Genomic DNA, 26,507 nt, shown 5'->3' on the forward strand with positions numbered 1-26,507 from the left:
AAACCTCACTCAAACAAAGTTTCTGCTATATTTTTAACGGCTGCTTTCTCACGGTCATCCTCAAGTTTTTCAGTAATTCCACGCTCTATTGCCCGTAATGGCGGCATATACATTGCTAAATCACAAGTATCAATTAATGCACGAATGGACGCTGCCTCTTCAGATAGCATGCCACCACGAACCTGAGTGATTAAATCAGATGATAAGGAGACAAATTTATTGATTAAATTTTCATCCTGTAAGGCCGTCTGTGTTTGAAGAACTTCCTTTAGTGTATCTCCTTGAATATATGGAACGTCAATGACTACAAAGCGGTTTTTCAATGCTTCGTTTAAAGGTACAGTACCAACATAACCTTCATTGATTGCAGCTATGACACCAAAGCCATTTTCGGCACGAACTACTTCTGCAGTAAACGGATTGGTAATCATTTTTCGATAATCAAGCACACCGTTTAAAATTGGCAGAGTTTCTGGTTTTGCCATATTGATTTCATCAATGTAAAGGAGATACCCTTTTTTCATAGCGTTGATTACAGGACCTGATACAAATTCAATTTTCATTTTTCCGTCATGCTCTTGAATCGTTTTATAGCCAAGTAAGGCTTCTGCATCCAGGTCGACAGAACAGTTGATACTAAACATTGGTTGCTGAAATATATGAGAAATCGTTTCGGCAAGCTTTGTTTTACCTGAACCTGTTGGCCCCTTTAAGAGCACATTTTTCCCGATGCTTAGGGCAATGATTGCATCACGAATAATATTGATATCTGAAGGTGTATATCCCCCTTTGCCAATTAAGAGTTCATCACCGGTAACCCGGTTCATTCTATTTGAAATTTCGGTTTGAATATTTGTCGGTAACTTCAAATCTTCTAGTTGAATTGTCATGTAGCATCAAATCCTCTCATACATATCTTTATACCATCACGTATTTTACCGAAGTTTGTTGTGAGTAGCAATAAATTCAGCTTAGAATTCAAGTATTTATGACATTTTTGGTGAAGGTATGGTATGATAATTATAAATACTCGTAAAATACAAATAGACCGCAGATGTTGCGAGCATCTACGGCCTAGCAATAGAATGGTCCCACTAAGAGGATCAGCCTAATACAAAGATAGACCTCACCCGATTTTTAGCGGAAAAAGGGAGGTCTATTTTTTATTGTTGTCAAAAGATAAAATCGCAACAACAAGCGACGCGAACGAAAGCATAATCACAAGGCTCTCATAAATCGTCATATAGGCATCACCCCCTTTCACTTGGGAGCTTAGCCGACCACCCTTATGGACAACCTATTGCCATTTTATTATAGCACATTTTACCATACGAACACATGTTTCATTTAAAATTGGTTCTTAATACTCACTAACGCACCGTCTAGATTTGCCTTGATTGCATCTTCTTTCTTATTTAGATGCTCACCAATATAGGAAATAAGTTCATTGTCAAATGCTAACCCACTTGCAAATTGACGCTTCACAAAACGCTCCGCTTCAGCAAATAATGAAAACTTTACATCAAGTGTTTTCTTCTCATGATGAATGACCCAATTGTCCGCTTTTTTGAATACAAAAGACTTTTCGCCTTTTCGATTCACAAGAAGAGTCCCATTTTCGTTCTCTTTTACGTTAAGCTGGTTTTCAGGAGCATCGTGGCGAATTGCATACAATGGGAACGTATTTTTTACAAAAAGCTCAAATGCCGAATCACCAAGTGAACAGCCAGATGCCTTTGGATGTCCCCCGCCACCATATCGCTTTGCAAATTCTGATACATCGACATCGTCGTGGATTGTACGGAGACCAATCTTTTTCGTACCAACATTGATGAGCGCAATCAAGTCTAAGTGTGGGTTTAGCTTTCCAAGTGCATTTCCAAGCTCAGAAATATATTGCTCTGCATGAACCACTCCGACACAATAATTCTCAATAAACGTCTGAACGATTTGTCTATTTTTTGAATTGATATAGCGTTCAATTTTTTTATCCTCAGTATCTAAAAGGAATTCTTCACCTTCCGTTAACTGGAAGGAATCTCGGTTATTTTGAAGTCTATTAAGCATTTTTTCCTCAAATTCTTCAATTCCAATGATAAAAAATAAATCATTGAGTCGTTTAGCACCGACGCGATTTTCAGACTCCCATTCCCACGTATCATAGAGTCTTACTAACTCGATAAATTCTTCTAACCCTTTATGTTCTTCAATCAGTCTTTTTTCACGAAGAAATTCATAATAAAGTGAAGTTGCACACGTTTTCTTGCCTGATTCATATTCAGCTTGAACAAATCCCCAGTCATACTTATTAAAATGCATCGCCGTTTTATGATGGTCAACCATTTGTATGTAGTTTCCTGCTTTATGACGTTTTTCCAATGCTTTTTCGTTTTTGTCATTAACTGCAAGATCAGTTATGTATACTTTTGCTTGATTGTGTTCAGGATTTTCAATATATTTTTCCACACGTTCATTTAAGTTTCGGTAAGAGCAATAGGAGACATCAACATCATCACCAAATGCTAGCTTGGCAACAAGTCCACATCCTACTCCATCTAAATCACTATCTGAAAATAACTTTATCAAGTTGAATTCCCCCTTCACTCCTAGTTTCGTTTACAATGGCTATTTTCATACTCGTCTACTACTTTACACTAAAAATGCCAAAAGAACGAGTCTTGCATTTGTTACGAATAAATTTTTCCATCAATCATGTCGTTTTTGTGATATAATCCATTAATCAATATGGAAGGTAGAAGGAAATCGTTTAATGAATCAAACGTTTAGTTTAAAAGAAAAATATACTTTATTTTTTCATATCCTCTTCCCAATACTCGTTACACAGGTTGGTCTAAATCTTATCAATTTTGTTGATACGATGATGTCCGGCCGTGCTGGAGCAAATGATCTTGCCGGTGTTGCCATTGGATCGAGTCTTTGGGTACCAGTCTATACGGGGTTATCTGGAATATTAGTTGCAATCACACCGATAATTGCCCAATATGTAGGGGCAAAACAAAGGGATAAAGTACCCTTTTCAGTAATGCAAGGTGTTTATATTTCAATCGTTATCGCTATCGTAGTTGCAGTGATTGGTGGGTTTGTGTTAGATCCAATTTTAGGGACTATGAAGCTTGAATCTGAGGTTCGGGAAATTGCAAAAGAATATGTAATTGGACTATCTTTCGGGATTGTACCGCTTTTTGTGTATTCGGTATTGAGGTCGTTTATCGATGCACTTGGTCACACAAGAGTGTCGATGATTATTACTCTTTCCTCATTACCAATCAATGTGGTGTTTAATTACCTATTGATTTTTGGGAAATTTGGCTTTCCTGAATTAGGCGGTGCTGGAGCTGGATATGCAACTGCAATCACATATTGGCTAATCGTTATCATCGCTGTTTGGATTATTTTAACGAGAACACCATTTGTCGAGTATCGAGTTTTCCGCAAGTTCTTTCCTGTTTCGCTTCGAAGTTGGGGTGAAATATTGAAGCTTGGGCTGCCGATTGGGTTTGCGATCTTTTTTGAAACGAGTATATTCTCAGCCGTAACACTGTTGATGAGTGAATTCAATACTACTACCATTGCCGCTCACCAAGTTGCGATCAACTTTTCAAGTTTGCTTTATATGATTCCATTAAGTATTTCGATGGCTTTAACAATTGTTGTCGGCTTTGAGGTTGGAGCCAACAGATTTATGGATGCGAAACAATATAGTGTAATAGGCATTTGTATTGCTGTTCTGATGGCGCTTGTATGTGCAACAATTATTTTTGTTTTTCAAGAGCCAATTGCAAAAATGTATTCGACTAATGCTGCGGTTATCAAGTTAACAACGCAATTTTTAATCTATGCAATCTTCTTCCAGCTTTCAGATGCGATTGCTGCACCAATTCAAGGAGCCCTTCGCGGATATAAGGACGTTAACACAACCTTTGTGATGACACTAATATCCTATTGGGTAATTGGGTTGCCGGTTGGGTATGTGTTGACTCAGTATACGTATCTAGGTGCGTTCGGATATTGGATTGGATTGATTGTCGGACTTGCAGCAGGTGCGATTACATTGTCTGGACGATTAATTATAGTACAGAAAAAAGCTGCTCGAATAGAATTAAGCACGGATTAAGTGGAAAACCAGCCTTTTTAGAGGCTGGTTTTTTGTTATATATGGAGTTTTATCTAAAAATCAAATCCTATGGTCATTATATTGATTCTATGGACATTAATCCATTTTCTATGAGCATTATTTTGATTCTATGGTCATTAATCCACCTTCTATGGTCGTTAGCAAACTAGCCCATCATCTCATTCAAAAGTTTCATTTCATCTTGATGCGAAAAATGATTTTCATGCGGTGTTTCAAGCACAAACGGCATATCACTAAACACCGAGCTCGACAAAAATTCCTTTATTTGCTCGACTTTTATCTCACCAAACGGAATATTGGCATGACGGTCCTTCATCGATCTTGTTGGGTATGCGGAATTATTTAAATGAACAGCTTTTAGATGTTCAAAATAGCCAAGTTCAATTCCTTTTGCCTCCACCTTACTCCAATTGTCACCATTCCACACACCGCTTGCAAACAAATGGCACGTATCTAAGCAGAAACCAATTTTATTTGGAAAATTAGTTAGTTGCCTAACCTGAACGAGTTCCTCTAACGTTGTCCCAGTAGGTCCACTTTTCCCTGCATTATTTTCTAATAATACGAGTGCTTCTCCATCCCATTTAGACAAAACATTATTCAATGTTCCAATTAACCGTTGATAGCCCTCAAGTGGGTCAACTGCATTTTTCAGTACTCCAAAATGAACAACAACACCAATCGAACCGCATTCGTTGGCAATTTCTAAATCATTTAGTAGTGAATCTATTACAAGCTCTATTTGATCCTCATCTGCAACTAAATTCGTTGGATATGGAGTGTGTGCAATTGTTACTAAATCATGGGCTTTACAATATGTCGCACATTCTTTTGCATCATGACGATTAAATTCTTTTACTGACAGGCTTCGTGGGTTTTTCGGAAAATACTGAAATGCCTTTGCTCCAATTTTTGATGCATGACGGGCTGCACCTGAATACCCATCTCGAATACTGATATGACTTCCAAATCTCATGATTTTGTCTCCTATCAATGTATACGATTATAATTTTCAAATAAAGTAGAAACTATTCAGTAAAGTGAAACTTCAATCAGTGAACTGCCACTGAGGGTTAGTTGAACCAATCGGGCTTTTACTGGCAGTTGACCCCCACCGTTTTTCTTTGTTTATAAAGTTTCCAAAAGTAGGGTATTACTTCCAGTTAATGCGGGATAAATGGGCATACTAATTTTCGAGGTGAAGAAATTGGAATACTTTACATCAAAAGATGAGACGGTCGTAAATAAATCAATCGAGGAATTAGAAGAAGAAATGGGCCTATATATTGTTTCCCCAGAAAAAATGAGTCAGATAATAGAAGAAGAGCAATAAAAAAGAGCGAAGTCATTATCCTCGCTCTTTCGAATCATTAATGAATATGATTAATGAAAATACGACAATAGACTTGCAGCTCTCCAGACAATTACAAATGAACATAAACTAATAAACGTTGCGCTAATGATTTTGGCTACTCTTTTGTGAGTTCCTTTAAAAATTGAATGTGCGAAGGAAAATGCAAAGATCAAAAATAAGATCAATGAAATTTCCATATACATGTTCATCTCCATAAAAATACCCCTCTCATTACCCGATTTGCTGAGATATTTTGACGAGCCCTTCTTGTATATGCACCGATTATAAAGGAAACTCAGTGGTTGTACAACTGAGTTTTGAACTATTTGTAAATTTTTTCTTGTTTTGTTTACATTTTCTTCACATTTTCCATTTCTTCTAGGTAGACATGCTGTATATTAAGTTTATCTTCAATTGGCAGGCTAGAATCAAAGATTCGTTTAGTTGCCATAAAAAATTTTTCATACGGCGTTTTTCGTAGCCTTGGATGGGTTAATTCATCTAAAAGGTCTCTTTGAATTGTTGCCCGAAGGATGTCTTCGCTGCTGATGTCTTTATGCCACAACCTTCTGTTCATCCAAAGCGATTGATATGCTTTTAAAAGTCGTTCAAAATCAACGGGATAGTTCTCCATTTTCATAGAGCTCCTTTTAAGCCAAAAAGCCCAAAAACACAGGCTCTTAGCCCTTAATCATCAAATTTATACGTCCAATATACTTCTGTTCTTAGCCACTCCAGGACTTCACTATCCTTGTTATCGATTTTCTGAAGTAAATTGCCCATGAGCCCCTCTGTTTGGGAGCGATGTGCTTTTAAAGTTGCAAACTTCTTGTCTAACACTTCACTTACATCGAATTCGATGTCATGCTCACCGATCTTTTCGACACGGTCATGAGTAATGGCTTTGGCGTAAACTACAGGTCTATTTTCTTTCGGTATGCGCTTAACAGCACGTATCGTTGCTTCACCTGTTGCATCATGATCAGGGTGTACACCATGTCCAGGATAAAAAGTTATTACAAGTGATGGATTCACTTCTTTAATGATTTCTTCGATGGAGTCTGCAATTTTTTCAGGATCTAAAAATTCCAATGTTTTATCACGGTAGCCTAGCATACGCAGATCCGTAATGCCACAAGCCTTACAAGCTTCTCTAAGCTCTTTCTTACGAATTTCTGGTAATGTTTCACGGTTTGCGAAAAATGGATTTCCAAGGTTTCTGCCCATTTCACCAAGTGTAAGGCAGGCATACGTTACAGGTACCCCTTTTTGGGTGTTTAAACTGATAAAACCAGACACTCCAAATGCTTCATCATCTGGATGCGGTAACACAATTAAAATATGTCGTTCCATTTTACTACTCCTTTAATCAAAATATGCCAATATATAGTTGTCAAAAATTCTTAGAATGGGGTCGTGCTGATCTGAAGGGCGACTGCAAGCTTCCCTTCTTCATCATGTCCAGCAAGTAATAAACGATCCTTCTCGTCCAATTCCCAATCTGTTAAGCCTTCTGCATAAATCCAACCGATGTCCATCTTAAGGCCTACACGGTATGGATCATTTCCGACAATTTTTCCTTCTGTAAAAGTAACCAGGGCGTTTCGAATAAATGCACCCGCTGATGTTTTACGAGTACCTGAATGAACAGCATATGCGCCATTTGTCGTTTCAAGATGAATATATACGTTTTTGTTAGCAAAACGGTTGATTAAGTCCTGAATATCTTCTTTATTAATCGGTTTCAAATGTGAATCCTCCAAACTCAATATAAATAATCATACCTAAATATTAACGATTTTATCAATAAAATTCCAATAATGCGAATCGCAAAATGCAATAAGTTGTAATCCTTAGTAAATCTGGTATGATTTTCTTCGTATTGGTTATATTACGTATATGAAGAAGGTGGTGAACAAATTGGCAAGAGAAAACCTTGAACTTGTGAACAATATGGAATTTGGCATAACATCGAAATTCATTCCGAACTTATGTGAAGCAAAAACGTTAAAAGTTGTTGAAATAAATCAATCATCTGTTCGAATAGAACTCGAGTCAAAGCAAAAAGGAGTCTTCCCTCTTTCCCATTTTCAATACTTAATCCGCCATGGGGCATTGGTATTATCAAAGGAAGAAGACGAAGAAACAGCATAATAGAAAACAACCATCCGTTCAGATGGTTGTTTTTCTATTTTAGATTATTCACCTAAATTTTCTTCTTTTAAAACAGATTCAATTCCTTCTAATGCAGCATCTGCATCATTACCTTCAGTTTGAACCACAATTTGAGAGCCTTTAGGTACACCTAAAGACATTACACCCATAATTGACTTAAGGTTTACAGATTTTCCATTAAAGGAAAGCGTAATTTCTGATTGATATTGACTTGCTTTATGTACGAGCTTTGTAGCCGGTCTAGCGTGTAAGCCAGCATCACTTGTAATAGTAAACGTTTTTTCTGCCATAGTTATCCCTCTTTCTAATATCCTTCTCCTATAGAATAGCCATTAACTGCCTTGATAATCAAGTATATTTTTCAGATTTGGCAATTTGCACAAAAAAATGTTTTTCGTGAAGACACTTCTTTCTTCACAATCACCGAGCCACAGCGGACACATGGCTCCCCTTCTCGGTTATACACTTTATATTTTTCCTCGAAACCACCTGTTAGTTGATCTCCATTATAAAGTGGCATATCGATGTACCCACCAAAGCGGATTCCTTCCTGTAAAACAGATTTAAGGGATGAATGCAGCTTTTGCAGTTGAGTATGATTAAGTGAATCAAAAGTTCGAGTTGGCATAAGTTCTGCCGCAAAACAAATTTCATCAGAGTATCGATTACCGATTCCAGCAATAAATTGTTGATCGACAAGAGTTGTTTTGAGTTTTCCTTTTTTGTTTTCGGCTAATTCTTGAAATGCCTGGTATGTAAAGCCTGGTTCAAGGGGTTCCGGGCCTAAATCAGCAAATTCCTCTTCAATCTCTTTTGAAGTTAGGAGATGTAAGTAGCCTAACCGAAGACCAATAAAAGTAAGCCTGTGGGAAGTGAAACTGATAATAACTTGCTTTGTCCTTGAATTAGTGTCGTCATCTTTTTCGATGTACATTAAGCCACCCAACATAAGATGGAGGAGTAATTTTTTACCGCTCGCAAGGTCAAAAATGAGATGCTTTCCCCTCCGCTGAATTTGTGTAATTTTATTGCCAATAAGCTCTTTTTTAAAATCGGTAACTGAACTGTTGATTGATTTTTCACGGTTTACCTCTACGTCTTTTATTGTATGTCCTGCTATCTTTAGCTGGAGGAGGTTTTTATATGTTTCCATTTCTGGCAGTTCAGGCACTTTAACACCTCCATGTTATTTTCAATTAGCTTAAACACTTATCAAGAGTTTCATGTATGAAAAAGCCACGAAGATGTCCTCCGTGGCAGGTGGTTAATGTAGTTTTTCAATTTCATTTTGAAGCTGTTTTGTTCGCTTCGCATTTCCTTCAGCGAAATTAGCGAGTCTTTCTTTCAGTTCCCCGTTGTGATGAACCCTTTCAGAGGTAATCAAATAGCGTCGCATCAATTCAGATTCTGCTGAATAGGCTGTTTCCAGTATTTCCTTTAAAGCATCGTCTGTGAGTGCATCCTCACGGTCATGATCTCGATCAAAATCCTTCTCATGATTCATAATATAATCACCTCTCTAAAAGTATTTACGTTTTAATGGGGAATAAGGCTGTAAAAATTAGTCAAAAAAAGCGTCTCCTGCACGTTGACGCTTTTACTCAAATACTCCAATGATCGGTTGTCCATTTTTAACTTGTGTTAATACTCCAGATTCATCTTTGGCAATTTTTCCAGAGACGATGACATAGTCGACTCCTTTTGAAAGTGAGGCTGGCTTTTCTGCTGTTGCTGTGTCAATGATTTCATGGTAATCAAAAACCGTAATATCTGCCGTGGCACCTTCATCAAGCCTACCTCGGGTTGCCATCGCTGGTGCAATATCTTCAAGCTGTCTTGCGGAATGAATCGTAATCTTTTTCATCCCTTCCATAAGTGGCAGAACATCAAGATCACGGATATATCGTCCAATAAATCTTGAAAAAGTTCCTGCTCCTCTTGGATGATTAAATTCATTATCCATTATTGCATCACTACCGATCATACTATGATCTACCTGAAGTGCTTGAATGAGTTCTTTTTCTTCCATAGCATAGACGATAACGATTCCGCCTTTTTTACGATAAATCGGGAAGGTTTCCGCCGTAAGTCGCTCGGTCGTTCCAGCAACTTGAATATCTGAATAAGTGATGCCAAAGCGTGATTGCCAATCTCCAGCCATCCGTTCAAATGAAATATTAGTTGCCCATGAATCGTATGGATATACATCGTATGTGACTTGATAACCTTCAGAGCGTGCTTCTTCAATTAGCGCAAGAGCCTCTTCCATTGCACCTGTCCCACCTGTACTATGAAGGTGCATAAAATGTACCGGTGCATCTAATTCCCTTGCATATCCTAGGACTTCTTTTACAGAATCAATGCTAGTATGCTCACCGGTTAGACTCGAATGTCTGCCATGAAAATGAGTAACGAGCCTATATTCCTTCGCCACTTTCATAATAGCTTTGATTTCTTCTGGGGTAGTTCCTGGGTAATACTCAGGACTAAACGCAATAGCGAGTGCACCTTTTTTTACTTCTTCACGGGCCCGTTTTACCATATAATCGATTTGTTCCTGTGTTGGCGTACCGTGATTACCGAGACCTGCCTCATAACGCAAGCGAACGGCATACAAGGCACCGCCATAGTTTACTGAGGTCGGGTATTTGTCATATTGATTAAAAAATCCATTAAAATCCACGGTACATCCATGCATTGATAGATTCGTTGTAACGCCATCCCCAATTTTAAATTTCGCTCCCATCGGACTCGGATTGAACGAAAGCATATCAATAAAACCAGGACTTACGATTTTTTGGTACGCATCGATTTCGGTTATCCCTTGAATCTTTGCTTTCGTGACGGTAGCTACTTTGTCATCTTTTATTCCAACATGATAACCAATTTTTATCGTTTCTTTATCTGGATCAAGAACAATTCCATTTTTTATAACAATATCATATGCATCTGATGGTTGTTGATTAGTCGTGTCCGATTGCTTGTAATCGTATACTTTAATCTCAAGCTTGTCCTTCTTCGACTTAAAACCAACAAGCTGTTCGCCATCAAATAAAAACTTATCGCCATTTATTTTTGTTAGCTGCGTCGTTTGATTAGTTGTTAAATCATGAACATAAGCGGAAACCTTGCCTTGGTTCTTGATGGTATAGACAATCTGTTCAAGCTCAGGATTTGCGTCAACCCAATCAAGGGTTGCTTTTTTAGATGGCAGATCCACGACAAGCAAATCCATATGTGAATTGAATTCTGTTGTATTAAAAATGATTTCTGCGTTTTGCTTATCGGGATTCGTTTTCGCGTACAGCATCCCTTCCATGTACCCATTTTTAAATTTAATATTGCTGATGTCTGCCGAATTCTCAAATAGGATTTCAGAAATCGTTTCTTTTGTCGCTATATTAATGACTTCCATGAAATTGCTGCCATCTTTCTTTTTCCCATATATATACATCATGTGGGAATCTGGGTTTACTTCGACCCCGTGATAGGTTTTATTCGGATTGTTTGGAAGTTGAAAATCCTCCCACGGCTTAATGTTTTCAATGACGGATTGTTGGCGGTCCCCGATGTAAAGCTTTTTTTCATCTTTTTCTTCAAGCATGGCGAGAACTTGATTCCCATAAAACGTAATCCCGTCTATTTTGAAGCCGTTTACAATTAATTGACTTTTAACAGTTTCATCTGTATCCGTATAGACCTCCTTTGGTGAGATGATTTTTGAACCGAAAAAGACAACTAACAGAACGATTACAAGTGTTACGCCATATTTTACAAAACGATTTTTCATAGTTTATCACCCTAATAAAAGAGGAAAAAATCTCGAAATTCGAAATCTTTTCCCCCTACGTTTATTCTTTCAATGCTGCTTCAAGTGCAACCTCGATCATATCATTGAATGTAGTTTGTCGTTCTTCCGCAGTTGTTTCTTCTCCAGTTAAAATATGATCGCTAACCGTTAAAACAGATAATGCGTTTCGACCAAACTTCGCTGCTAATGTATATAATGCAGTTGTTTCCATTTCTATAGCAAGTATACCGTATTGTGCCCACTTTTCTAATTCGGCGTTATCGTTGTAGAATACGTCACTTGTGAAGACATTTCCTACTTTTAGCTTTAGCCCTTTTTCAGTACCCGCATCATATGCTCTTTTTAATAAATCAAATGAGGCTGTAGGCGCATAGTCCACAGTTCCAAAGTTAATACGGTTCATCTGAGAATTTGTTGATGACGTCATTGCTAAAATGACATCGCGCACTTTCACATCTTTCTGAATCGCACCGCAAGTACCGACACGAATTAAGTTTTGGACACCATACTCATTCATTAATTCATGTATGTATATGGAAATGGATGGAACACCCATCCCTGTGCCTTGTACGGATACGCGCTTTCCTTTATATGTACCGGTAAATCCGAGCATTCCTCGCACTTCATTATAGCATGTAACATTTTCAAAAAAGTTTTCTGCAATATATTTTGCACGCAAAGGGTCCCCTGGCAGCAATATCGTTTCAGCGATATCCCCTTGCTTTGCACCAATATGTGTACTCATTCATGTTCCTCCTATGTAAATATTGCACTTTTCATATCTTACCACAAATACATTCTATACAAAAATAAACATGAACGCAAAAATATGGGGAAAGCTATGGGTGTAACATTTCTTAAGGAGGGTATTTATCCGTGGCTAACGAAAAAATGAGCAAAAAATTGCGACAGGCTGTTGAATATGCAAATGCTACCGACACCACTAAGGGTATTGGAAATCCACCAAATACATCGAAAAAAGAAAAAGATGGCTTTATCCAGCCTAAATAATTGGAGGGATTAAATTGGGTAAGAAAAATCGTGCACGAACAGGAGCACCAAAGAAGAATAATCACGTACCACCAGAGGCAATCGAGGCGGAACAAATTGCTCACGGGAAAGAATTCTCTGCAGCTGGTGGACGTAAAAATGGGCCAGGGAATAATGAGTAAATAAAAAGAGGTGTCCAAATTATTGGACACCCTTTTTGATACAAAAAAACGACGGGCTTTCCCGCCGTAATATGTACTAATCTTCTCTTTCTTCATCAATTACACATTTATAGAGCAAATATTCAAATGTAATATCGGCTAGCTCTTCTAACTCTTCCTCACCTGGGGCAAATCCCCTTTGGACAAGCTCGTTATAGAAAAACTCTGCAATTTCCTCCGTATCAATAACAACCTCAATTTCCTTCAGCATGATCGCCCCCTTACTTAAGATGTATGTTCTAACAAGAACACCTATGTCATTTTCGTATGTATTTTATTTTTTAGTCATGAATTCAAAATTTCATACATAGGATGGAATATAAAGTTTGGACAAGCTAATGGAGGGGTTCTCATGACAAAGCATGCCGTTATCTTAAAATTCCCAGTAAAAAAAGAAGTCAAAGAGACAAATAAATTCCTTGAATTTATTGACGGAGAAGGGTTCGACAAAGTGTTAGGAAAGGTAACAAATGGATTATTTTCTGCTATTTTATTTTTAGGGATCCCTTATTTCATTTATGTGTTAGTACAAGTATTCCTCATGGGTTAATCGTTACCTTTCCCAGACTCAAATTTTTGTAGATTTTTCATAGCTAAATCCATAACGTCCTTATATTTTTGATCCTGGAACATATCGTACAGGATCTTGTAGTCGTTATACACATCAAGTAAACCGTCAATGATTTCTTTTTTCTCTTTTTTGATACGCATAGAATCTTTTTCAGATTTACGATAGATATCCATATTTTCATACATCCCCGCATTTTTGTTTTTCTTTTTCACAAAATACTTCAGCGAATATTTTTGAAGGAATGTTTCGGCTTGATCAAAATCTGCAAGAAGTGTCAGCTCATCCTCTCCCGCTTCGAGCCATTCACCATCTGTCACTCGCGCTAGTTCGTAAATCACATCCTCCCATGCACCCTCTTTGTATCTCCAAATCTCCGTGTGTATCCCGACAATTTTAAACACATCATTTTCATATCCTTGAACAAAGACAAGGTCACCAAAATAATATTTATATTCAATTTCAATTTTTTCAATTTCTATCGGCTTTGCTTTGTATTCCGAGAGTAATGTTAACGCCGACTCCGAGTAAAATGCCTCGCCTTTATTTACTTTATAAAGAAAATTCCCATCAAGCTTGCGGATATCTGTCACAGACCCAACTGTTCCATATAACGTAACAACGACGATATCCCCGATTTTGTATTTTGGCTTTTTGATTTTATCATCCATATCCTCATCCCTTTTGCTTTTGTGTCGATTTGAAGGGTGTGAGATAGTATATGCAAGTCTTTTGTAAAACGGCATTCGATTAGGGCTTGTGAGATAAGAAAAATTAACGGGTGACGAGCCTAAAATTAGAGGAGTTTTTGGTGTTCGCTTTAGAGGTCCTGAGCGGACGTTAATTTAGGCTAGTGGGAGTATTTTCGTGATAGTGGGAGTAAATCCTGGTTAGTGGCAGTATTTTTGAAATAGTGGCAGTAAATCCTGACTAGTGGGAGTATTTCGGGATGGGGTAAGAAAGTTTGGGTTAGTGACAGTAAAAATTGGATAGTGACAGTATTGTCAGCATAGTGACAGTATTTTATAAAAGATATGATAAAAGCCGCTTGTGAAATAGCTCTAATAAATAGAAATACCACCAAGAATCTGCCATCTCGGTGGTCAAAAATCAATCTTCGTTTTGATAATGCTCCCAGGCTTTATCAAAAATGGACATGCTTTTTATATACTGGCCGTTTAGCTCCAAATAAGAGCTCAATTCATCATAATCCATCGAATAAATTGGAAAGCTGTGATCCAAATAAACGTCATTTGCAAATTGACTAATCTCATCCTTCGCTTTAGCAGCTCGAAACTTCACAATATAATGATAAAATGACTTCCCCATAACAACCACTTCCTATTTTTGCGTTCGTTTTTTTGTCATTTTATCATGTCAGAAGATCATGTCAACTAAAAACGGAAATAGTTAAGCTTTAAAAATCTAGGAATCTCCATGAGTTCCTTGTACTGAATTGTTTTTGAAATTTTTTTGTATCGATTAACATGAGTTGATTATCGATTTCATTGACAATCTTTTCTTCTTGATATTCCATACTACAATCTTCACATTTAACGCTAGGTGTTTCAGTGATTTCGATTGCGCGCGTACCGTCTGGTAAATACCAAAAGAAAAATACCTAGTCATTTTACACATGTTTAACTTGGAAGCATACATTAATAAAGAATGATAAGAGAGGTGTGAATGCTATCGTGAGAAGTTTATATTTTAGACAAACTGGTCCTTATTTTATTAAACAACCACAATATTATTACTTCAATTCTCCTTATACATACCAACCTAATCGTAACATGGGGCCAAACTCACCCTTATCGCAAAACCCTACTTACCAAGTTTATCCTTATATTCCAACTCAGTTTAACTCAAATATGCCAAATATAGTTCCAAGCCCTCCATTATCGCCAAGCCAAACTTACCCTGATATTCCATATCCAGGTCCTCATCAAAATTGGATATATCAACCAAGCAATACTTATTTTTTCCTAGGGGACCAAAACGCCAGCTACTACACTTTTCCGTATGAGGTTGATCCCAAAACCGAAATTGTAATCAGAGGGCGATATCCCTATGCAAGATATTTTACTTATAATATAGCTAGTATTCCATCTCATCGTTTAGTTGATTCAGTAGTCGGGAGTGAGTTAATTCCTGACCCAGGAAGTACGAACCCCTTTTTGCCTGGTGCTAATTGGGATGCAACAAACCGCAACTATACCTTAAAAATCCGCTTTACTGCCCCTCCAGAGGGATCCAATCATTTTGTTCCTGGAGCAGGTAATAATGTGATTTACGCGGGAACTTTGGAAAATGGGGAACCAAATAGATTTGGGTTGATTATATTAAGAATTTACGTTCCGAGTATAGGCTATGATAAAACAGGAGGTGTCGATCTTCCCTTTATCACGTATTCTACAAGAAGGATAGAAAGAGGACATCGAACCCATTGCAAGGTTGAAAGTAGTAGTCTTTCTTCTGCAGCATTTCAAAACACAATCCAGCAAAACAACAATGAACAGAATCAGATGGATTTTGATGACTATATTAATTTAAATTATTTTGCCAATAGTAATAAAAGAAATAACATGAAGATGGATTTTAGACAGAGTTCCGCTTTAACTTGGAAGCGATTTGCACCAGAATTTCTTCAACCTGAAGGAAATACGGTCTATACCATATCCAATCTAATTGATAGGGACCCCAGTAAGTTGTTGTTCATTCGCTGGAAAGCCCCTACATTCCCGGATACGTATCATAATTTCGGAATCGTAGGTGATGAAGATATGCAATATTGGAGTATGAGTTTTATAACACCAATTAATATTATGGGACTCTATACAATCTCAGATTATCAGACAATTATTGATAAAAAAGGGTATGTAAATCTGGTTATAAGCTTTGGAGCCCCACGTCCAACATCCGTCACCTCCGAAAATGGATTTACTTGGGTTGACGCTAGCCAACTTCCTTTAGTCCCGCTTTTCCTTTTTTACAGAAATAATCAAATATCACAGAACTTTCTGCATCATACAGCGTCGGATGTTCCAAAGAACGAAATAGTTACCCCTCAAGACATGGGAAAATATTATCCATCCGGTAAATATGTAGACACTATGTATTTTGAACAGACATAATAATGAGTGTTGGCACAAACTATGCCAACACTCTTTTTAGTTACTAAATTTCTTTCACTTGACCCATATAACCAAAAAGAAGTGAAACTTACCATAGTTGACAAAAAATTTGGTGTGGAATTCCCAAATACTTCTACACAACATACTTCTGACAAACAGCAAAAATGAACTGAATCACTTTTGAACAATCCAAGTTTTATGCAAGCTGTAATTGAAAAGGTAACTCAAAACATATCAAAATAATAGATACACGGAACCAATTATTTGATTCCGTGTTTTTTCTTTAAATAAGTTCTAGTGTCTCAGTCATTTACATTTTAAGAAGAAAAATCAAAATAATTTTTCTTCAATAATCTAGGTAGTTCCATTAACTCCCTATACGTTATCTTACCATCAATTTTCTTTGTATCTACTAAGAATAGTTGGTCTTCAATTTCTTTGATAATGCGTTCTTCCTGATATTCCATTCCACATTCTTCACAATACACACTTGGTGTATCTGAAATTTCGATTGCACGCGTTCCATCTGGTAACTCCCAAAACACGCTATTCGTTGTTTCAATCGCTTTTTCGGATTCACACCACATACATTTCAACAGTATTACCTCCTAACTAGATGCTTCCTCTTCTTTACCGCCCTGCATTTTTTTCAATGTCGATTGATATTTTTTCTCCTTCAATTCATCACGTTTGTCACGTTTATCCTTTAATGTACTGTGAGTTGGATCTTCAATGTATTTCTTTCTGCGAGAAATTCGGTTGATACCTTCTGGGACAAGATTGAATCCTTCCCCCAACAGACCTGCAATTCCAGCAGTTGATTTTTTATCATCAAGAGAGCCAACATGCTCTGTAAAATAAGCGTCCGCACGACCAGGTACATAGTTCTCTGGCTCCGGATAAGTTGTAATCACACCTTCAAAGTTTCTCAGCACCACTTTTTCTGGACTTTGTGAAATCAGATAATTTGGCTGCACCGCAATTTTTCCGCCACCACCAGGGGCATCTACTACAAAGGTTGGGACTGCATACCCCGAAGTATGTCCTCGCAACCCTTCAATGATTTCTAGTCCCTTTGATACAGGTGCTCTAAAGTGGCCGATTCCTTCAGATAAATCACATTGATAAATATAATACGGACGAACTCTGATTTTAACTAAGTCATGCATCAGTTTTTTCATGATTTCTACGCTGTCGTTAATGCCTGCTAAAATAACGGATTGATTTCCGACTGGAACCCCACTGTTAACCAACATTTCACACGCTTTTTTCGCTTCTTCAGTAATCTCAATTGATGTGTTGAAATGGGTATTTAACCAAACAGGATGGTATTTCTTTAAAATATTGCAAAGGTTTTCGGTAATACGCTGTGGGAACACAACCGGTGCTCTTGTTCCAATTCGAATGATTTCCACATGTGGAATTCCGCGTAAATTTTTCAAAATGTACTCAAGGATATTGTCATTAATAAGCAGACCGTCACCACCGGAAATGAGGACGTCACGCACTTCAGGTGTGTTTGCGATATAGCCAATTGCAGCATCCAGCTGTTTTTTCGGCACCCCCATGCCGATTTGGCCGGAAAATCGTCTTCTCGTACAATAGCGGCAATACATTGAACATTGGTTTGTTACTAAAAAGAGGACACGGTCTGGATAACGGTGGGTCAGACCAGCAACCGGTGAATCCTCATCTTCTTCAAGGGGATCCTCTAAATCGTATTTCGTCTTATAAATTTCCTTCCCAATGGGCACTGACTGCATCCGAATCGGACAGCGTGGATCATCTGGATTCATTAATGAAGCATAATAAGGCGTTATATTTAAAGGAATCGTCTTTGTCGAAATTAAGACACCCTCTTCTTCCTCCGGTGTTAGGTTAATTACCTTGCGTAAATCATCAACCGTACGGATTGTATTCGTTAATTGCCAAATCCAATCATTCCATTGCTCCTCTGTTACATCCTTCCATAATTCAATGTCCTTCCAATGACGCTTAGGTTTATATAAGTTCATCTGCATAAAAAATCTCCTCCCTACGATTAGTAACATGCAAGTAGCATGCCAACTATTAAGTAGGAAGGAGGATTTCAGTAAATTGGACTATTAGTTCTTCTTTTGTAATTTGTATTGTAAGGTTTGGCGTGGGATTTCAAGGAGTTTTGCGGCTTGATTAACGTTCCCGCCTGATTTTTTCATTGCAGCTTCAATTAAGGAATTTTCCGTTTCTTTTACGGCCAATCGCAGTGGTTTTAACGCTAGGTTTGTAGATATAGCCTTAGATTCGACAAGATGATTTGGAAGTAAGTCCTTTGTGAGACTCGAGCCTTCTGCCATGATCATCGCGTGTTCAATAATATGTTTTAACTCACGGACATTTCCCGGCCATTTGTAGTCAGCAAAAAGTTCAAGAACATCATCGTCTACTTTTGAAATATTTTTTTGAAAGCTATGGTTATAGAGCCTAATAAAATGGTCCACTAAAAATGGGATATCTTCAATACGTTCTCGCAATGGCGGAATATCGAGTGAAAAAACATTCAATCTGTAATACAAGTCCGGCCGTAATTCACCTGCATCGACACATTCAGACGGATATTTGTTTAACGCAACAATTACGCGGACATCGACTTGGAGGGCTTTCGGGCTACCGATTCTGCGCACCATTCCATCCTCAAGAACACGAAGTAATCGTGTTTGAAGTTCAAGCGGCATCGAATTAATTTCGTCTAAAAAAAGTGTCCCACCATGGGCAATTTCAAATAACCCGGCACGGTCGACCGCACCTGTATAACTGCCTTTTACCGTTCCAAATAAAATGCTTTCTAATAAACTTTCAGGTAATGCCGCACAGTTTTGTGCGATAAATGGTGCCTGTCGACGTTGCGATTCATTGTGAATTGCTTGAACAACAAGCTCTTTTCCAGTACCGGTTTCCCCGTACACCAAAACCGTTGATGAAGATTTCGCAACCTTGGTTGCTTGCTGCTTCACATGGTTAAAGCGCTCATTTCTCGTCAGGATGTCATGAAAAGTGTATTTAGCTCCGTAAATCTCATTCGGCTTTTTCGTAACACCGTGAACCTTTGATTGAAGGTCCATCAATTTATTGGATAAGTCTTTGATCTTTGAGTAATCTTTTCCAATCTCAACGGCACCAATGAAGGTACCGTTTATTTTAATCGGAAGGGTTGTATTCACTGTATCGATTAGCTTTCCCCATTTATTTTTATAGGTTTGGGGGAGATGAAAAATCGGCTGCTTAGTGCGGATGACCTTTAAAAGTGTGCTAGAATCTTCATTTAAGGAGGGAAAAACCTCAAGTATGTGCTTTCCAAGGACCTCCTCACGGTGAAGCCCATCATGCTCTGCAGCAACCTGATTATAGAAGATGGTGATTCCTTCCTCGTTTACCACATGAATGGCTTCATCAATACTATCTAAAATGGCGATAACTAGTTCTTTTCCGATTTGCACAGCATCCCACCTCCCTAATCACATGATGAAATTCTGGCGCTCGATGCCGAAAATTCGGCATATTACATCTTAGCGAGATCTTTCACCCACACATTCATATCTTCAATCTTGTCAAAAATATAGCAATTGTTTGTGACTCTGCCAGTATAAGAGTAGCCTAACTGATAGAAACTTTTGTTCATCCCATATGAAAGGGCCCTTGCAATCGAATAGGCACAATAAATTCCATTATTCATAAGCTCTTTTTCAAGTTCAACTAAGAGCTTTTTCATTAATCCGTGCTTCCGGTATGCATCAAGAGTCGCACAATCGGTGAGTTCTGCATTGAAAAATGTTGGATTTACATCGGCTGAAGCACTACTTACGATCACACCATTGTCCTCAACTACATAAAAAATCGTTGAATCCTTCATCACTTGCTGAATATAGTCTGGTTTGTTTAATGGTGTTGGATAAATTTGAAACACAGTATTATATAAAGCGGATAGCTGGACTGCGTCTTCCACTGTTGCTTTGCGGATTAAAAAATGGGTGTCTGTTGGTTTGTTTTCCCGTGGGTTTCTAAGGATATCAGTAATGATTCTTTCTTCTTCCATCCATTTTTCACTATTTCGTCGTTCATTTGTAAAATATTTCGTGACAAAATAGGCATCACTGCCATTAAAATATTTTTGAAGCATTGCTTCGATCATATAACCGCGAGCCATAAAATTAGACAAGTCCTCACGTTTTGCCATAATAATAATTTTTTCAAAGGAATGCTTTTCGGCAATCTCATTAACCTCATCCAAAAGGGAATAAAGATGACCACGATACTCTAATACTCGTAGCCTACGATTAAAATAATCAACGACGATATTTGCTTGATATGTAGCGGCGTTTATTAGTTTTTGTTCACTGTACTTCTTAACTGACACATCAAACCTCCTATAAAATCTTTTCTACTATCATAACACTAATCTTCTGAAACTTCACACCACTGTAAAATCGTTTGAGCAATGATTTCCGCTGATTCGAACATGCGTTCAAGCTCTATATACTCATTCGGGTAATGGGCAACCTCTGTTGTTCCTGGACCAAAAACAATCGTTGGGATATTACCAACCGCTGTTAAAAGTCCACCGTCCGTGCCCCAAGGCGATGCTTCAATTACCGGTTCCTCGCCCTTCACCTGTTTAAAGCTACTTTTTAAAAGATTTATAAGTTCGTGTTCAGGATCAATCGTCCCTGGTACCCATCGTGCTCCAAACCACTCAAGTCCAACCGGATGGTCTTGGAACCATTTATCAATCTCAGATAATTTTTCGAGCCATTGTTGCATTTCGGATTTTGCGTTGTCGATCGTTTCCTCTGGTGCAACCCCCATTCGACCTTCAATTGTGACAACGTCCGGAACAGAGGATGGCCACGTTCCACCCTGAATTTTTCCAATGTTAATCGGGACAGGAATTGGTGTATTTTTATACAAAGGGTCATTAATCGCACCATTGCGAATCATTTCCAGTTTTAAAAGATGATTGATAACGATCATAGATTTTTCGATTGCACTAACACCCTCGTATCTCGTTCCCCCATGTGCAATCCGCCCAAAAATATCAATTTTAAACCAAAGAGATCCTTGCTGCTTTGGAAATATCTTCATATTTGTCGGCTCTGGGATGATTGCCCCATCTGCTTTATAACCTTTTAAAATGGCCGCAAGCGTACCAGCACCACCACTTTCTTCTTCTATAACACTTTGAAATATAATGTCTCCTTTTAAGTGAATGCCAGATTCCTTGATAGCTTGGATGGCCAAAAGGAGGGCAACATTTCCACCTTTCATATCGGTGGAGCCGCGTCCGTATAGTTTTCCATCCTTCACTTCAGCAGAGTATGGGTCCATATCCCATTGCGTGATATCACCTTCTGGAACGACATCGATATGACCATTTAAGAGAAGGGATTTTCCACCTCCTGTCCCTTTAAGGACCCCTACAACATTGGGACTGTCAAGAAAATTGGTTCGAAGTGACACAAAATAAGGATGCTTTAACAGTTCTGTGCCATTTGGCTCCCAGATGTCAATTTCCATCCCAAGCTGCCTGCATTTTTCAATGATGATTGCCTGCGAGGATCGTTCATTCCCTTGGAGACTCGGTTCTTGAACGAGTTTTTTTAAAAGACGGATGCCCTTACTCTTGTTTTCCTGTATCCACTTTTTAACTTTCATATTATAATCACTCACACACTTCTCCTCCCCTTTTAGGATAGTTGTGAGATCGTTTCATCCCACTTCAATTCAGCACTCGTATTTTTAACGACATCCTCTACTGTAAAAGGAGCCATTACTTCAAGTAAATGAAGACCTTCCTCCCTTACCTCGATTACAGCCATATCAGTGATAATGAGATTGACACAGTGTTTCGAAGTGAGTGGCAGACTGCATTCTTTGACAATCTTGGAGTATCCATGTTTGTCAACATGATTCATTAAGACAATCACTTTCTTTGCTTTTTGGGCAAGCTCCATCGCCCCACCCATGCCCGGGACGCGTTTGCCTGGAACAATCCAATTTGCGAGGTCACCTTTTTCACTGACCTGAAGTGAGCCTAAAATTGTTATATCAATATAACCACGACGAATCATGCCAAAGGCGATAGAACTATCAAAATAAGACGAACCTGTGACAGTAGTTACTGGGTAACCGGCAGCATTGCAAAGATTCTCATCCTCTTCACCCTTGTTTGGGCTTGGACCGATTCCTAAAATACCGTTTTCCGCATGAACCATGACGTTTATTCCTTCAGGTAGGTGATTTGGAACGAGGGAAGGAATCCCAATCCCAAGATTAACAATCATTCCATCCTTGATTTCCTGTGCAGCCCGTTTTGCAATTCGATTGCGAATATCTACTCCCATACCCATTTCCAATTCACCCCTCCCGTTTCGATAATCATATCGACATATATTCCTGGTGTAATGATTTCCTCAGGGTCAAGCTCTGAGAGAGGTACAATTTCTTCAACCTCGGCAATCGTGAATTTTCCAGCCATTGCGACGAGTGGATTCATATTTCGGGCACTTTTGTCATAGACCAGGTTACCGAATGGATCGCACTTTTTCGCAAAAATGATGGAAACATCGGCAGTAAGCGGCTTTTCTAAAAGATAATTCGTACCATCAACGGGAATAATTTGTTTTCCATTCGATACGATTTCATTATCAATTCCGACATCTACTAAAATGCCACCAAGCCCTACTCCACCTGCACGAATTCGTTCCGCAAGCGTCCCTTGAGGAGAAAATTCGATGTCCATTTTTCCTTCTGTCATTAATTGTCCTGCAACGGGGTTTGAACCAATGTGAGATACAATGCATTTCTTCGCATGACCACGACTTACAAGTTTCCCAATTCCGATATTAGGAAAACCAGTGTCATTTCCAATCAAAGTCAACTCCCTTACATCTTTATCTAACAAACCATCAATAAGTGTTGGGGGACTTCCTATCCCACCAAATCCCCCAAACATTACAGTTGTTCCATCATTGATATGTTTGAGTGCCTCTTCTAAAGTTGAAATCTTATTGTAGCGATTTTGAATCAATCTATGACACCTCCATATTATGCTGTAATAACACCTTTATTCTTTAGTTCTGTTTCCACATCCTTTAAGGTTTGATCAAGGAGTTCGATTAGTTCATTGATTTGTTCTCTTGTGATTGTTAGTGGTGGTGCAACAAGGATGGCATCGCCGCCAACACCTTCAATTCCAGCCGCAGCGGGATAGAGTAAGAGACCATTTTTCTGACCCCGGCTAACAACAAGTGACGTTAAATCAATTTCCTTTTTAAATGGAAATTTTGTCATCATGTCGGACACAAATTCAATTCCACACATTAATCCTTTCCCGCGAATATCACCAATAATCGGGTGCATTTTTTGTAATTCTTGTAGTTTCGAAATGAGGTATATTCCTTGTTTCTCAGATTTTTCAACGAGATTATGAGTTTCGATGTAATTAATGACTGCTAAAGCCACTGCTGCCGACTGAGGGTTCGCACTAAAGGTGTGTCCGCTCATAACCAGCTTTGAGCCCTTTTGTATAGGCTCCATCACCTTTTCACTTACGAGTGTTGCTGCAACCGGTGTGTAACCCGCACTCATCCCTTTTCCAAGGGCAATGATATCTGCTTTTGTATCCCAATGTTCAAGGGCAAACATTTTTCCAGTTCGCCCCATTCCTGTCATGACCTCGTCGGCAATAAATAAAATATTGTGCTTTTCACAGATTTTTTTGATGACTTGATAATAGCCTTCAGGTGGAACGATTGCACCACCTGCTGCACCTATAATAGGCTCGGCAATAAAGGCTGCGATATGGTCAGCACCAATTCGGTTAATCGCTTGTTCCAGCTCTGTTGCACACATAAGGTTGCAGGCCGGATATGTGGTGTTAAACGGACAACGGAAGCAATAAGGCGGCTGTATCGTTGGATAGTCCTCTAGTAAAGAAACAAAGCGAGCCCTTCTTCCGGTGTGACCGGACATCGAGAGTGCACCAATCGTGATCCCGTGATAGCTCATCCAACGCGATAAAATTTTATTTTTTCCTTTGATACCTTTTTCCTGATAGTGCTGGATCGCAATTTTCATTGCCGTTTCAGTTGCTTCAGAGCCGCTGTTCACAAAAAAAGACCAGTATTCACCGCTTTTAGCTAGGTCACTTAGTTTTTTTGCTAATTTTTCAGCGGGCTCACTGGTGAATTGTGACCTGTACACAAATGAAATTTTGTGAGCTTGTTTTTCGATTTCTTCAATAATTTCCTTCACGCCATGACCGATGCTTGCCGTGATGGCCCCAGATGAGCCATCGATGTATTTTTTTCCGTTTGTATCATATAAATAGATTCCATCTCCATGGCTAATCATCGGATAATCCTTATCCAATAAAGGTTTAATTAAGCGGGTTTCGTCCACACGAACCCCTCCTCGCCAAAATGGTATTACCAAAATTGTAAGCGCTTTAAAAATTAAATAGCCCATTACTACATCATATGTATGTGAAGAATGATAATTTCGTTAATCCAAGGTTTTTTCATCCAAAAGGCTTTTATGTATCCAGATAGCAGCTTGCATGCCATCTCCCATGGCAATTGTGGTTTGCTCGGAATGGACGGCAATATCTCCTGCAGCCCATACAAACTCAATATTCGTCATTTTAGTTCTTGGATCGACGATGATATGTTTGTTTTCCAACCGTTCCACACCAAGCTGGTTTGCTAGTTCTGAACGAACTTCATTTCCTGCAAACCCCAAAAACCCGCGTTCACCCGGAATGGGACTTCCACTTTTCAGGAGTACGCCGGTAAAATCAGAGGTATCTTTATCAAGCATTATCTCCTCCACTTCATCTTGGATATGTGTAATTCCCTTTTCCTCAAATTTGTTCATTACGTCGTAATCAAGCTTATTCCAATCATAATTGATAAATGTGATGTCACTTGTAAAATAAGCTAGTGTGAGCGCCATACTCGCTCCAGGTTTTCCAGAACCAATCACAATCACATGCTTATCAATCACTTCATAGCCGTCACAATCAGGACACACATAAACAGATATGCCCAGACATTTATAAATATTTTTTATGGAAGGAATATTGTCCTTCACACCAGTAGCAAGCAGCAACCGTTTTGCAGCAAATGTATCGCCACCTCGGCATTGGATTTGAAACATATTATTATGTTTATCTATTTTTATTGCTTCATTTTGTATAAAAGAAACACCGTAACGTTCAGCATGTATCTTTCCTAAATTTCTTAATGTTTCGCCACTGACTCCATCTGGCCAGCCTAAGATATTGTGGTAGTTTCTGCAAATGGTAGATCGACCGTCATTTGAATCAATTACCGCAATTTTATGCTTGTATCTTCCAAGTTGAATCGCCGCTTGCAATCCAGCAATTCCCCCTCCAATAATGATGACTTCATATTGTTTGACCATACCCTCACCTCAGCTAAAGACATATACCTTTTATCATGTGTTTTTTGGGTAAATATCTATTCAAAATTTTATAAAGTTAACATAACGTTATTATGATAAACCTATCTTGTTTTTGTTATATTTTGTCGCGGACAAAAAAAGCTCCCTCCACTATTTGTGAAAGGAACCTTCTTAATAAATGCTTTCGTATATGTTTAGCGTACGTATGAAGCACCAACAATTATCAATAAGATAAACAGCACAACGATTAATACAAAGCTGTTGTTGTATCCAAATCCACCATATCCATATCCGCAGTGATCGTGGTATCCGTAGTTCATCGTGTCATCTCCCTTTCTTTTTTGTACACTGTTATGATATGAGCCTATGGGTTGTACTGTATGTGCTAGTGCCCATTTTTACATAATTTTTAACTTTATTCTGCAGAAGTCACAACTTCTCTGAATCAAGTTAAAGCCTCCGGCGGATGGCACGATTTTTCAAAGGAAATTTTTCAGCATTAACTGCCACTAAGCCATCACAGAGGGCAATTGCCAGTAAAATCCTGATAAAGTGAACGAAGACTAAGAACGCCACGTCGTGTGGCAACGTCTTCGTGACCCACATCCTGTGGGCCTCAACTAACAATCTGTGGATAAA

At 38.5% G+C, this 26,507-nt stretch carries 33 protein-coding genes and 1 pseudogene; 7 read left to right on the forward strand and 27 right to left on the reverse strand.

Features of this window, described 5'->3' with window-relative positions:
- Positions 1 to 5: 5 nt before the first annotated feature.
- The 3 genes from V7112_RS19515 to V7112_RS19520 all read right to left on the reverse strand — a co-directional run bounded on the left by V7112_RS19515 (position 6) and on the right by V7112_RS19520 (position 2,586).
- Positions 6 to 890, reverse strand: coding sequence for an ATP-binding protein (locus tag V7112_RS19515; RefSeq protein ID WP_335422978.1), 885 nt, complete (start codon positions 888 to 890; stop codon positions 6 to 8).
- Positions 891 to 1,156: 266 nt separating this feature from the next.
- Complete coding sequence (locus tag V7112_RS23885) at positions 1,157 to 1,243, reverse strand: putative holin-like toxin (protein ID WP_223254366.1); 87 nt, start codon at positions 1,241 to 1,243, stop codon at positions 1,157 to 1,159.
- 104 nt (positions 1,244 to 1,347) lie between these two features.
- On the reverse strand, positions 1,348 to 2,586 hold the full coding sequence (locus tag V7112_RS19520; RefSeq protein ID WP_335422980.1) for a DHH family phosphoesterase: 1,239 nt from the start codon (positions 2,584 to 2,586) through the stop codon (positions 1,348 to 1,350).
- A 184-nt stretch (positions 2,587 to 2,770) separates the two neighbouring features.
- On the opposite strand from V7112_RS19520, the gene V7112_RS19525 reads away from it, so the two are divergent.
- A complete protein-coding gene (locus tag V7112_RS19525) occupies positions 2,771 to 4,135 on the forward strand; it encodes an MATE family efflux transporter (protein ID WP_335422982.1) in 1,365 nt (454 codons plus the stop codon).
- Positions 4,136 to 4,301: 166 nt separating this feature from the next.
- Here the strand turns inward: V7112_RS19525 and V7112_RS19530 are convergent, their stop codons facing one another.
- Entirely contained in the window at positions 4,302 to 5,132 is an 831-nt protein-coding gene (locus V7112_RS19530; protein WP_335422984.1) for a deoxyribonuclease IV, read from the reverse strand.
- 231 nt (positions 5,133 to 5,363) lie between these two features.
- Here V7112_RS19530 and V7112_RS19535 point away from each other — a divergent pair, with 231 nt between their 5' ends.
- Positions 5,364 to 5,489, forward strand: coding sequence for a hypothetical protein (locus V7112_RS19535; RefSeq protein WP_335422986.1), 126 nt, complete (start codon positions 5,364 to 5,366; stop codon positions 5,487 to 5,489).
- 370 nt (positions 5,490 to 5,859) lie between these two features.
- Here V7112_RS19535 and V7112_RS19540 read toward each other — a convergent pair whose 3' ends face one another.
- From V7112_RS19540 to V7112_RS19550, 3 genes are read right to left on the reverse strand one after another with little or no spacing between them, the layout of a single operon-like run.
- A complete protein-coding gene (locus V7112_RS19540; protein WP_335422988.1) occupies positions 5,860 to 6,144 on the reverse strand; it encodes a hypothetical protein in 285 nt (94 codons plus the stop codon).
- A gap of 53 nt (positions 6,145 to 6,197) precedes the next feature.
- Positions 6,198 to 6,863: a bacillithiol biosynthesis deacetylase BshB2 gene (gene bshB2 / locus V7112_RS19545; RefSeq protein WP_335422990.1), complete on the reverse strand. Its 666-nt coding sequence runs from the start codon at positions 6,861 to 6,863 to the stop codon at positions 6,198 to 6,200.
- A 50-nt stretch (positions 6,864 to 6,913) separates the two neighbouring features.
- Entirely contained in the window at positions 6,914 to 7,258 is a 345-nt protein-coding gene (locus V7112_RS19550; RefSeq protein ID WP_335422992.1) for a YojF family protein, read from the reverse strand.
- A 172-nt stretch (positions 7,259 to 7,430) separates the two neighbouring features.
- Between V7112_RS19550 and V7112_RS19555 the strand changes: the two genes are divergently transcribed.
- Positions 7,431 to 7,664: a hypothetical protein gene (locus V7112_RS19555; RefSeq protein WP_335422994.1), complete on the forward strand. Its 234-nt coding sequence runs from the start codon at positions 7,431 to 7,433 to the stop codon at positions 7,662 to 7,664.
- Positions 7,665 to 7,708: 44 nt separating this feature from the next.
- Here the strand turns inward: V7112_RS19555 and V7112_RS19560 are convergent, their stop codons facing one another.
- The 5 genes from V7112_RS19560 to deoD form a co-directional block, all read right to left on the reverse strand.
- On the reverse strand, positions 7,709 to 7,975 hold the full coding sequence (locus V7112_RS19560) for a phosphocarrier protein HPr (RefSeq protein WP_335422996.1): 267 nt from the start codon (positions 7,973 to 7,975) through the stop codon (positions 7,709 to 7,711).
- Positions 7,976 to 8,046: 71 nt separating this feature from the next.
- Entirely contained in the window at positions 8,047 to 8,856 is an 810-nt protein-coding gene (gene mutM / locus V7112_RS19565; protein ID WP_335422998.1) for a DNA-formamidopyrimidine glycosylase, read from the reverse strand.
- A gap of 93 nt (positions 8,857 to 8,949) precedes the next feature.
- Entirely contained in the window at positions 8,950 to 9,189 is a 240-nt protein-coding gene (locus V7112_RS19570) for a hypothetical protein (protein ID WP_335423000.1), read from the reverse strand.
- A 93-nt stretch (positions 9,190 to 9,282) separates the two neighbouring features.
- Entirely contained in the window at positions 9,283 to 11,475 is a 2,193-nt protein-coding gene (locus tag V7112_RS19575; RefSeq protein WP_335423002.1) for an amidohydrolase family protein, read from the reverse strand.
- 61 nt (positions 11,476 to 11,536) lie between these two features.
- Entirely contained in the window at positions 11,537 to 12,241 is a 705-nt protein-coding gene (gene deoD, locus V7112_RS19580) for a purine-nucleoside phosphorylase (protein WP_335423004.1), read from the reverse strand.
- Positions 12,242 to 12,372: 131 nt separating this feature from the next.
- Between deoD and V7112_RS19585 the strand changes: the two genes are divergently transcribed.
- Together V7112_RS19585 and V7112_RS19590 are read left to right on the forward strand one after the other, a co-directional pair.
- On the forward strand, positions 12,373 to 12,507 hold the full coding sequence (locus V7112_RS19585) for a hypothetical protein (protein WP_335423006.1): 135 nt from the start codon (positions 12,373 to 12,375) through the stop codon (positions 12,505 to 12,507).
- A 14-nt stretch (positions 12,508 to 12,521) separates the two neighbouring features.
- Positions 12,522 to 12,668, forward strand: coding sequence for a hypothetical protein (locus tag V7112_RS19590; RefSeq protein WP_335423008.1), 147 nt, complete (start codon positions 12,522 to 12,524; stop codon positions 12,666 to 12,668).
- Positions 12,669 to 12,744: 76 nt separating this feature from the next.
- On the opposite strand, the gene V7112_RS19595 is transcribed toward V7112_RS19590, so the two are convergent.
- The gene (locus tag V7112_RS19595; protein WP_116350842.1) at positions 12,745 to 12,915 is read right to left on the reverse strand and encodes a YozD family protein; all 171 of its coding nucleotides are present in this window, start codon (positions 12,913 to 12,915) and stop codon (positions 12,745 to 12,747) included.
- 144 nt (positions 12,916 to 13,059) lie between these two features.
- Between V7112_RS19595 and V7112_RS19600 the strand changes: the two genes are divergently transcribed.
- The gene (locus V7112_RS19600; RefSeq protein ID WP_335423009.1) at positions 13,060 to 13,257 is read left to right on the forward strand and encodes a hypothetical protein; all 198 of its coding nucleotides are present in this window, start codon (positions 13,060 to 13,062) and stop codon (positions 13,255 to 13,257) included.
- Here the strand turns inward: V7112_RS19600 and V7112_RS19605 are convergent.
- From V7112_RS19605 to V7112_RS19615, 3 genes and pseudogenes are all read right to left on the reverse strand, one after another.
- Entirely contained in the window at positions 13,254 to 13,946 is a 693-nt protein-coding gene (locus V7112_RS19605; RefSeq protein ID WP_335423011.1) for a hypothetical protein, read from the reverse strand. The two genes, V7112_RS19600 and V7112_RS19605, sit on opposite strands and share 4 nt — an antisense overlap.
- A gap of 439 nt (positions 13,947 to 14,385) precedes the next feature.
- Positions 14,386 to 14,604: a YozE family protein gene (locus V7112_RS19610; protein ID WP_335423014.1), complete on the reverse strand. Its 219-nt coding sequence runs from the start codon at positions 14,602 to 14,604 to the stop codon at positions 14,386 to 14,388.
- 65 nt (positions 14,605 to 14,669) lie between these two features.
- Positions 14,670 to 14,887, reverse strand: a pseudogene (locus V7112_RS19615) (YokU family protein); the annotation flags it as partial.
- An 82-nt stretch (positions 14,888 to 14,969) separates the two neighbouring features.
- Between V7112_RS19615 and V7112_RS19620 the strand changes: the two are divergent.
- Entirely contained in the window at positions 14,970 to 16,409 is a 1,440-nt protein-coding gene (locus V7112_RS19620) for a hypothetical protein (protein ID WP_335423015.1), read from the forward strand.
- Positions 16,410 to 16,726: 317 nt separating this feature from the next.
- Here V7112_RS19620 and V7112_RS19625 read toward each other — a convergent pair whose 3' ends face one another.
- The 11 genes from V7112_RS19625 to V7112_RS19675 all read right to left on the reverse strand — a co-directional run.
- Positions 16,727 to 17,005 (reverse strand): YokU family protein, encoded by a 279-nt coding sequence (locus tag V7112_RS19625; protein WP_335423017.1) that lies wholly within the window; start codon positions 17,003 to 17,005, stop codon positions 16,727 to 16,729.
- A 12-nt stretch (positions 17,006 to 17,017) separates the two neighbouring features.
- Positions 17,018 to 18,430, reverse strand: coding sequence for a lysine 2,3-aminomutase (gene ablA, locus V7112_RS19630; protein WP_335423019.1), 1,413 nt, complete (start codon positions 18,428 to 18,430; stop codon positions 17,018 to 17,020).
- A gap of 84 nt (positions 18,431 to 18,514) precedes the next feature.
- A complete protein-coding gene (locus V7112_RS19635; RefSeq protein WP_335423021.1) occupies positions 18,515 to 19,885 on the reverse strand; it encodes a sigma-54 interaction domain-containing protein in 1,371 nt (456 codons plus the stop codon).
- Between the two features lie 62 nt (positions 19,886 to 19,947).
- The gene (gene ablB / locus V7112_RS19640; RefSeq protein WP_438823925.1) at positions 19,948 to 20,802 is read right to left on the reverse strand and encodes a putative beta-lysine N-acetyltransferase; all 855 of its coding nucleotides are present in this window, start codon (positions 20,800 to 20,802) and stop codon (positions 19,948 to 19,950) included.
- A 38-nt stretch (positions 20,803 to 20,840) separates the two neighbouring features.
- Entirely contained in the window at positions 20,841 to 22,112 is a 1,272-nt protein-coding gene (locus tag V7112_RS19645) for a peptidase (protein ID WP_438823926.1), read from the reverse strand.
- A 17-nt stretch (positions 22,113 to 22,129) separates the two neighbouring features.
- Positions 22,130 to 22,792, reverse strand: a complete 663-nt coding sequence (locus V7112_RS19650) for a 3-oxoacid CoA-transferase subunit B (protein WP_335423168.1) — start codon at positions 22,790 to 22,792, stop codon at positions 22,130 to 22,132.
- The gene (locus V7112_RS19655) at positions 22,777 to 23,469 is read right to left on the reverse strand and encodes a CoA transferase subunit A (RefSeq protein ID WP_335423169.1); all 693 of its coding nucleotides are present in this window, start codon (positions 23,467 to 23,469) and stop codon (positions 22,777 to 22,779) included. Before V7112_RS19655 ends, V7112_RS19650 begins: the two co-directional genes overlap by 16 nt.
- 20 nt (positions 23,470 to 23,489) lie before the next feature.
- Positions 23,490 to 24,845 (reverse strand): aspartate aminotransferase family protein, encoded by a 1,356-nt coding sequence (locus V7112_RS19660; protein WP_335423023.1) that lies wholly within the window; start codon positions 24,843 to 24,845, stop codon positions 23,490 to 23,492.
- 102 nt (positions 24,846 to 24,947) lie between these two features.
- Positions 24,948 to 25,868: an NAD(P)/FAD-dependent oxidoreductase gene (locus tag V7112_RS19665; protein WP_335423026.1), complete on the reverse strand. Its 921-nt coding sequence runs from the start codon at positions 25,866 to 25,868 to the stop codon at positions 24,948 to 24,950.
- 194 nt (positions 25,869 to 26,062) lie between these two features.
- Positions 26,063 to 26,188 carry a YjcZ family sporulation protein gene (locus V7112_RS19670; RefSeq protein ID WP_335423028.1) on the reverse strand — a complete coding sequence of 42 codons (126 nt, stop codon included), beginning with the start codon at positions 26,186 to 26,188 and terminating at the stop codon, positions 26,063 to 26,065.
- A gap of 130 nt (positions 26,189 to 26,318) precedes the next feature.
- Positions 26,319 to 26,507, reverse strand: a 189-nt coding sequence (locus V7112_RS19675) for a hypothetical protein (RefSeq protein ID WP_335423031.1), incomplete at its 5' end; no start/stop codon positions are given.

The sequence above is a fragment of the Bacillus sp. JJ1566 genome (assembly GCF_036962685.1).
Taxonomy (GTDB): Bacteria; Bacillota; Bacilli; order Bacillales; family Bacillaceae_L; genus Ferdinandcohnia.

Bases quoted from the DNA above. Each gene is read 5' to 3' on its own strand.
- V7112_RS19650 (WP_335423168.1), bottom strand. From the start codon at position 22,792: ATGGGTATGGGAGTAGATATTCGCAATCGAATTGCAAAACGGGCTGCA.
- V7112_RS19575 (WP_335423002.1), bottom strand. From the start codon at position 11,475: ATGAAAAATCGTTTTGTAAAATATGGCGTAACACTTGTAATCGTTCTG.
- deoD (WP_335423004.1), bottom strand. From the start codon at position 12,241: ATGAGTACACATATTGGTGCAAAGCAAGGGGATATCGCTGAAACGATA.
- V7112_RS19560 (WP_335422996.1), bottom strand. From the start codon at position 7,975: ATGGCAGAAAAAACGTTTACTATTACAAGTGATGCTGGCTTACACGCT.
- V7112_RS19670 (WP_335423028.1), bottom strand. From the start codon at position 26,188: ATGAACTACGGATACCACGATCACTGCGGATATGGATATGGTGGATTT.
- bshB2 (WP_335422990.1), bottom strand. From the start codon at position 6,863: ATGGAACGACATATTTTAATTGTGTTACCGCATCCAGATGATGAAGCA.
- ablA (WP_335423019.1), bottom strand. From the start codon at position 18,430: ATGCAGATGAACTTATATAAACCTAAGCGTCATTGGAAGGACATTGAA.
- V7112_RS19515 (WP_335422978.1), bottom strand. From the start codon at position 890: ATGACAATTCAACTAGAAGATTTGAAGTTACCGACAAATATTCAAACC.
- V7112_RS19530 (WP_335422984.1), bottom strand. From the start codon at position 5,132: ATGAGATTTGGAAGTCATATCAGTATTCGAGATGGGTATTCAGGTGCA.
- V7112_RS19570 (WP_335423000.1), bottom strand. From the start codon at position 9,189: ATGAATCATGAGAAGGATTTTGATCGAGATCATGACCGTGAGGATGCA.
- V7112_RS19540 (WP_335422988.1), bottom strand. From the start codon at position 6,144: ATGGAGAACTATCCCGTTGATTTTGAACGACTTTTAAAAGCATATCAA.
- V7112_RS19525 (WP_335422982.1), top strand. From the start codon at position 2,771: ATGAATCAAACGTTTAGTTTAAAAGAAAAATATACTTTATTTTTTCAT.
- V7112_RS19605 (WP_335423011.1), bottom strand. From the start codon at position 13,946: ATGGATGATAAAATCAAAAAGCCAAAATACAAAATCGGGGATATCGTC.
- V7112_RS19610 (WP_335423014.1), bottom strand. From the start codon at position 14,604: ATGGGGAAGTCATTTTATCATTATATTGTGAAGTTTCGAGCTGCTAAA.
- V7112_RS19665 (WP_335423026.1), bottom strand. From the start codon at position 25,868: ATGGTCAAACAATATGAAGTCATCATTATTGGAGGGGGAATTGCTGGA.
- V7112_RS19600 (WP_335423009.1), top strand. From the start codon at position 13,060: ATGACAAAGCATGCCGTTATCTTAAAATTCCCAGTAAAAAAAGAAGTC.
- V7112_RS23885 (WP_223254366.1), bottom strand. From the start codon at position 1,243: ATGACGATTTATGAGAGCCTTGTGATTATGCTTTCGTTCGCGTCGCTT.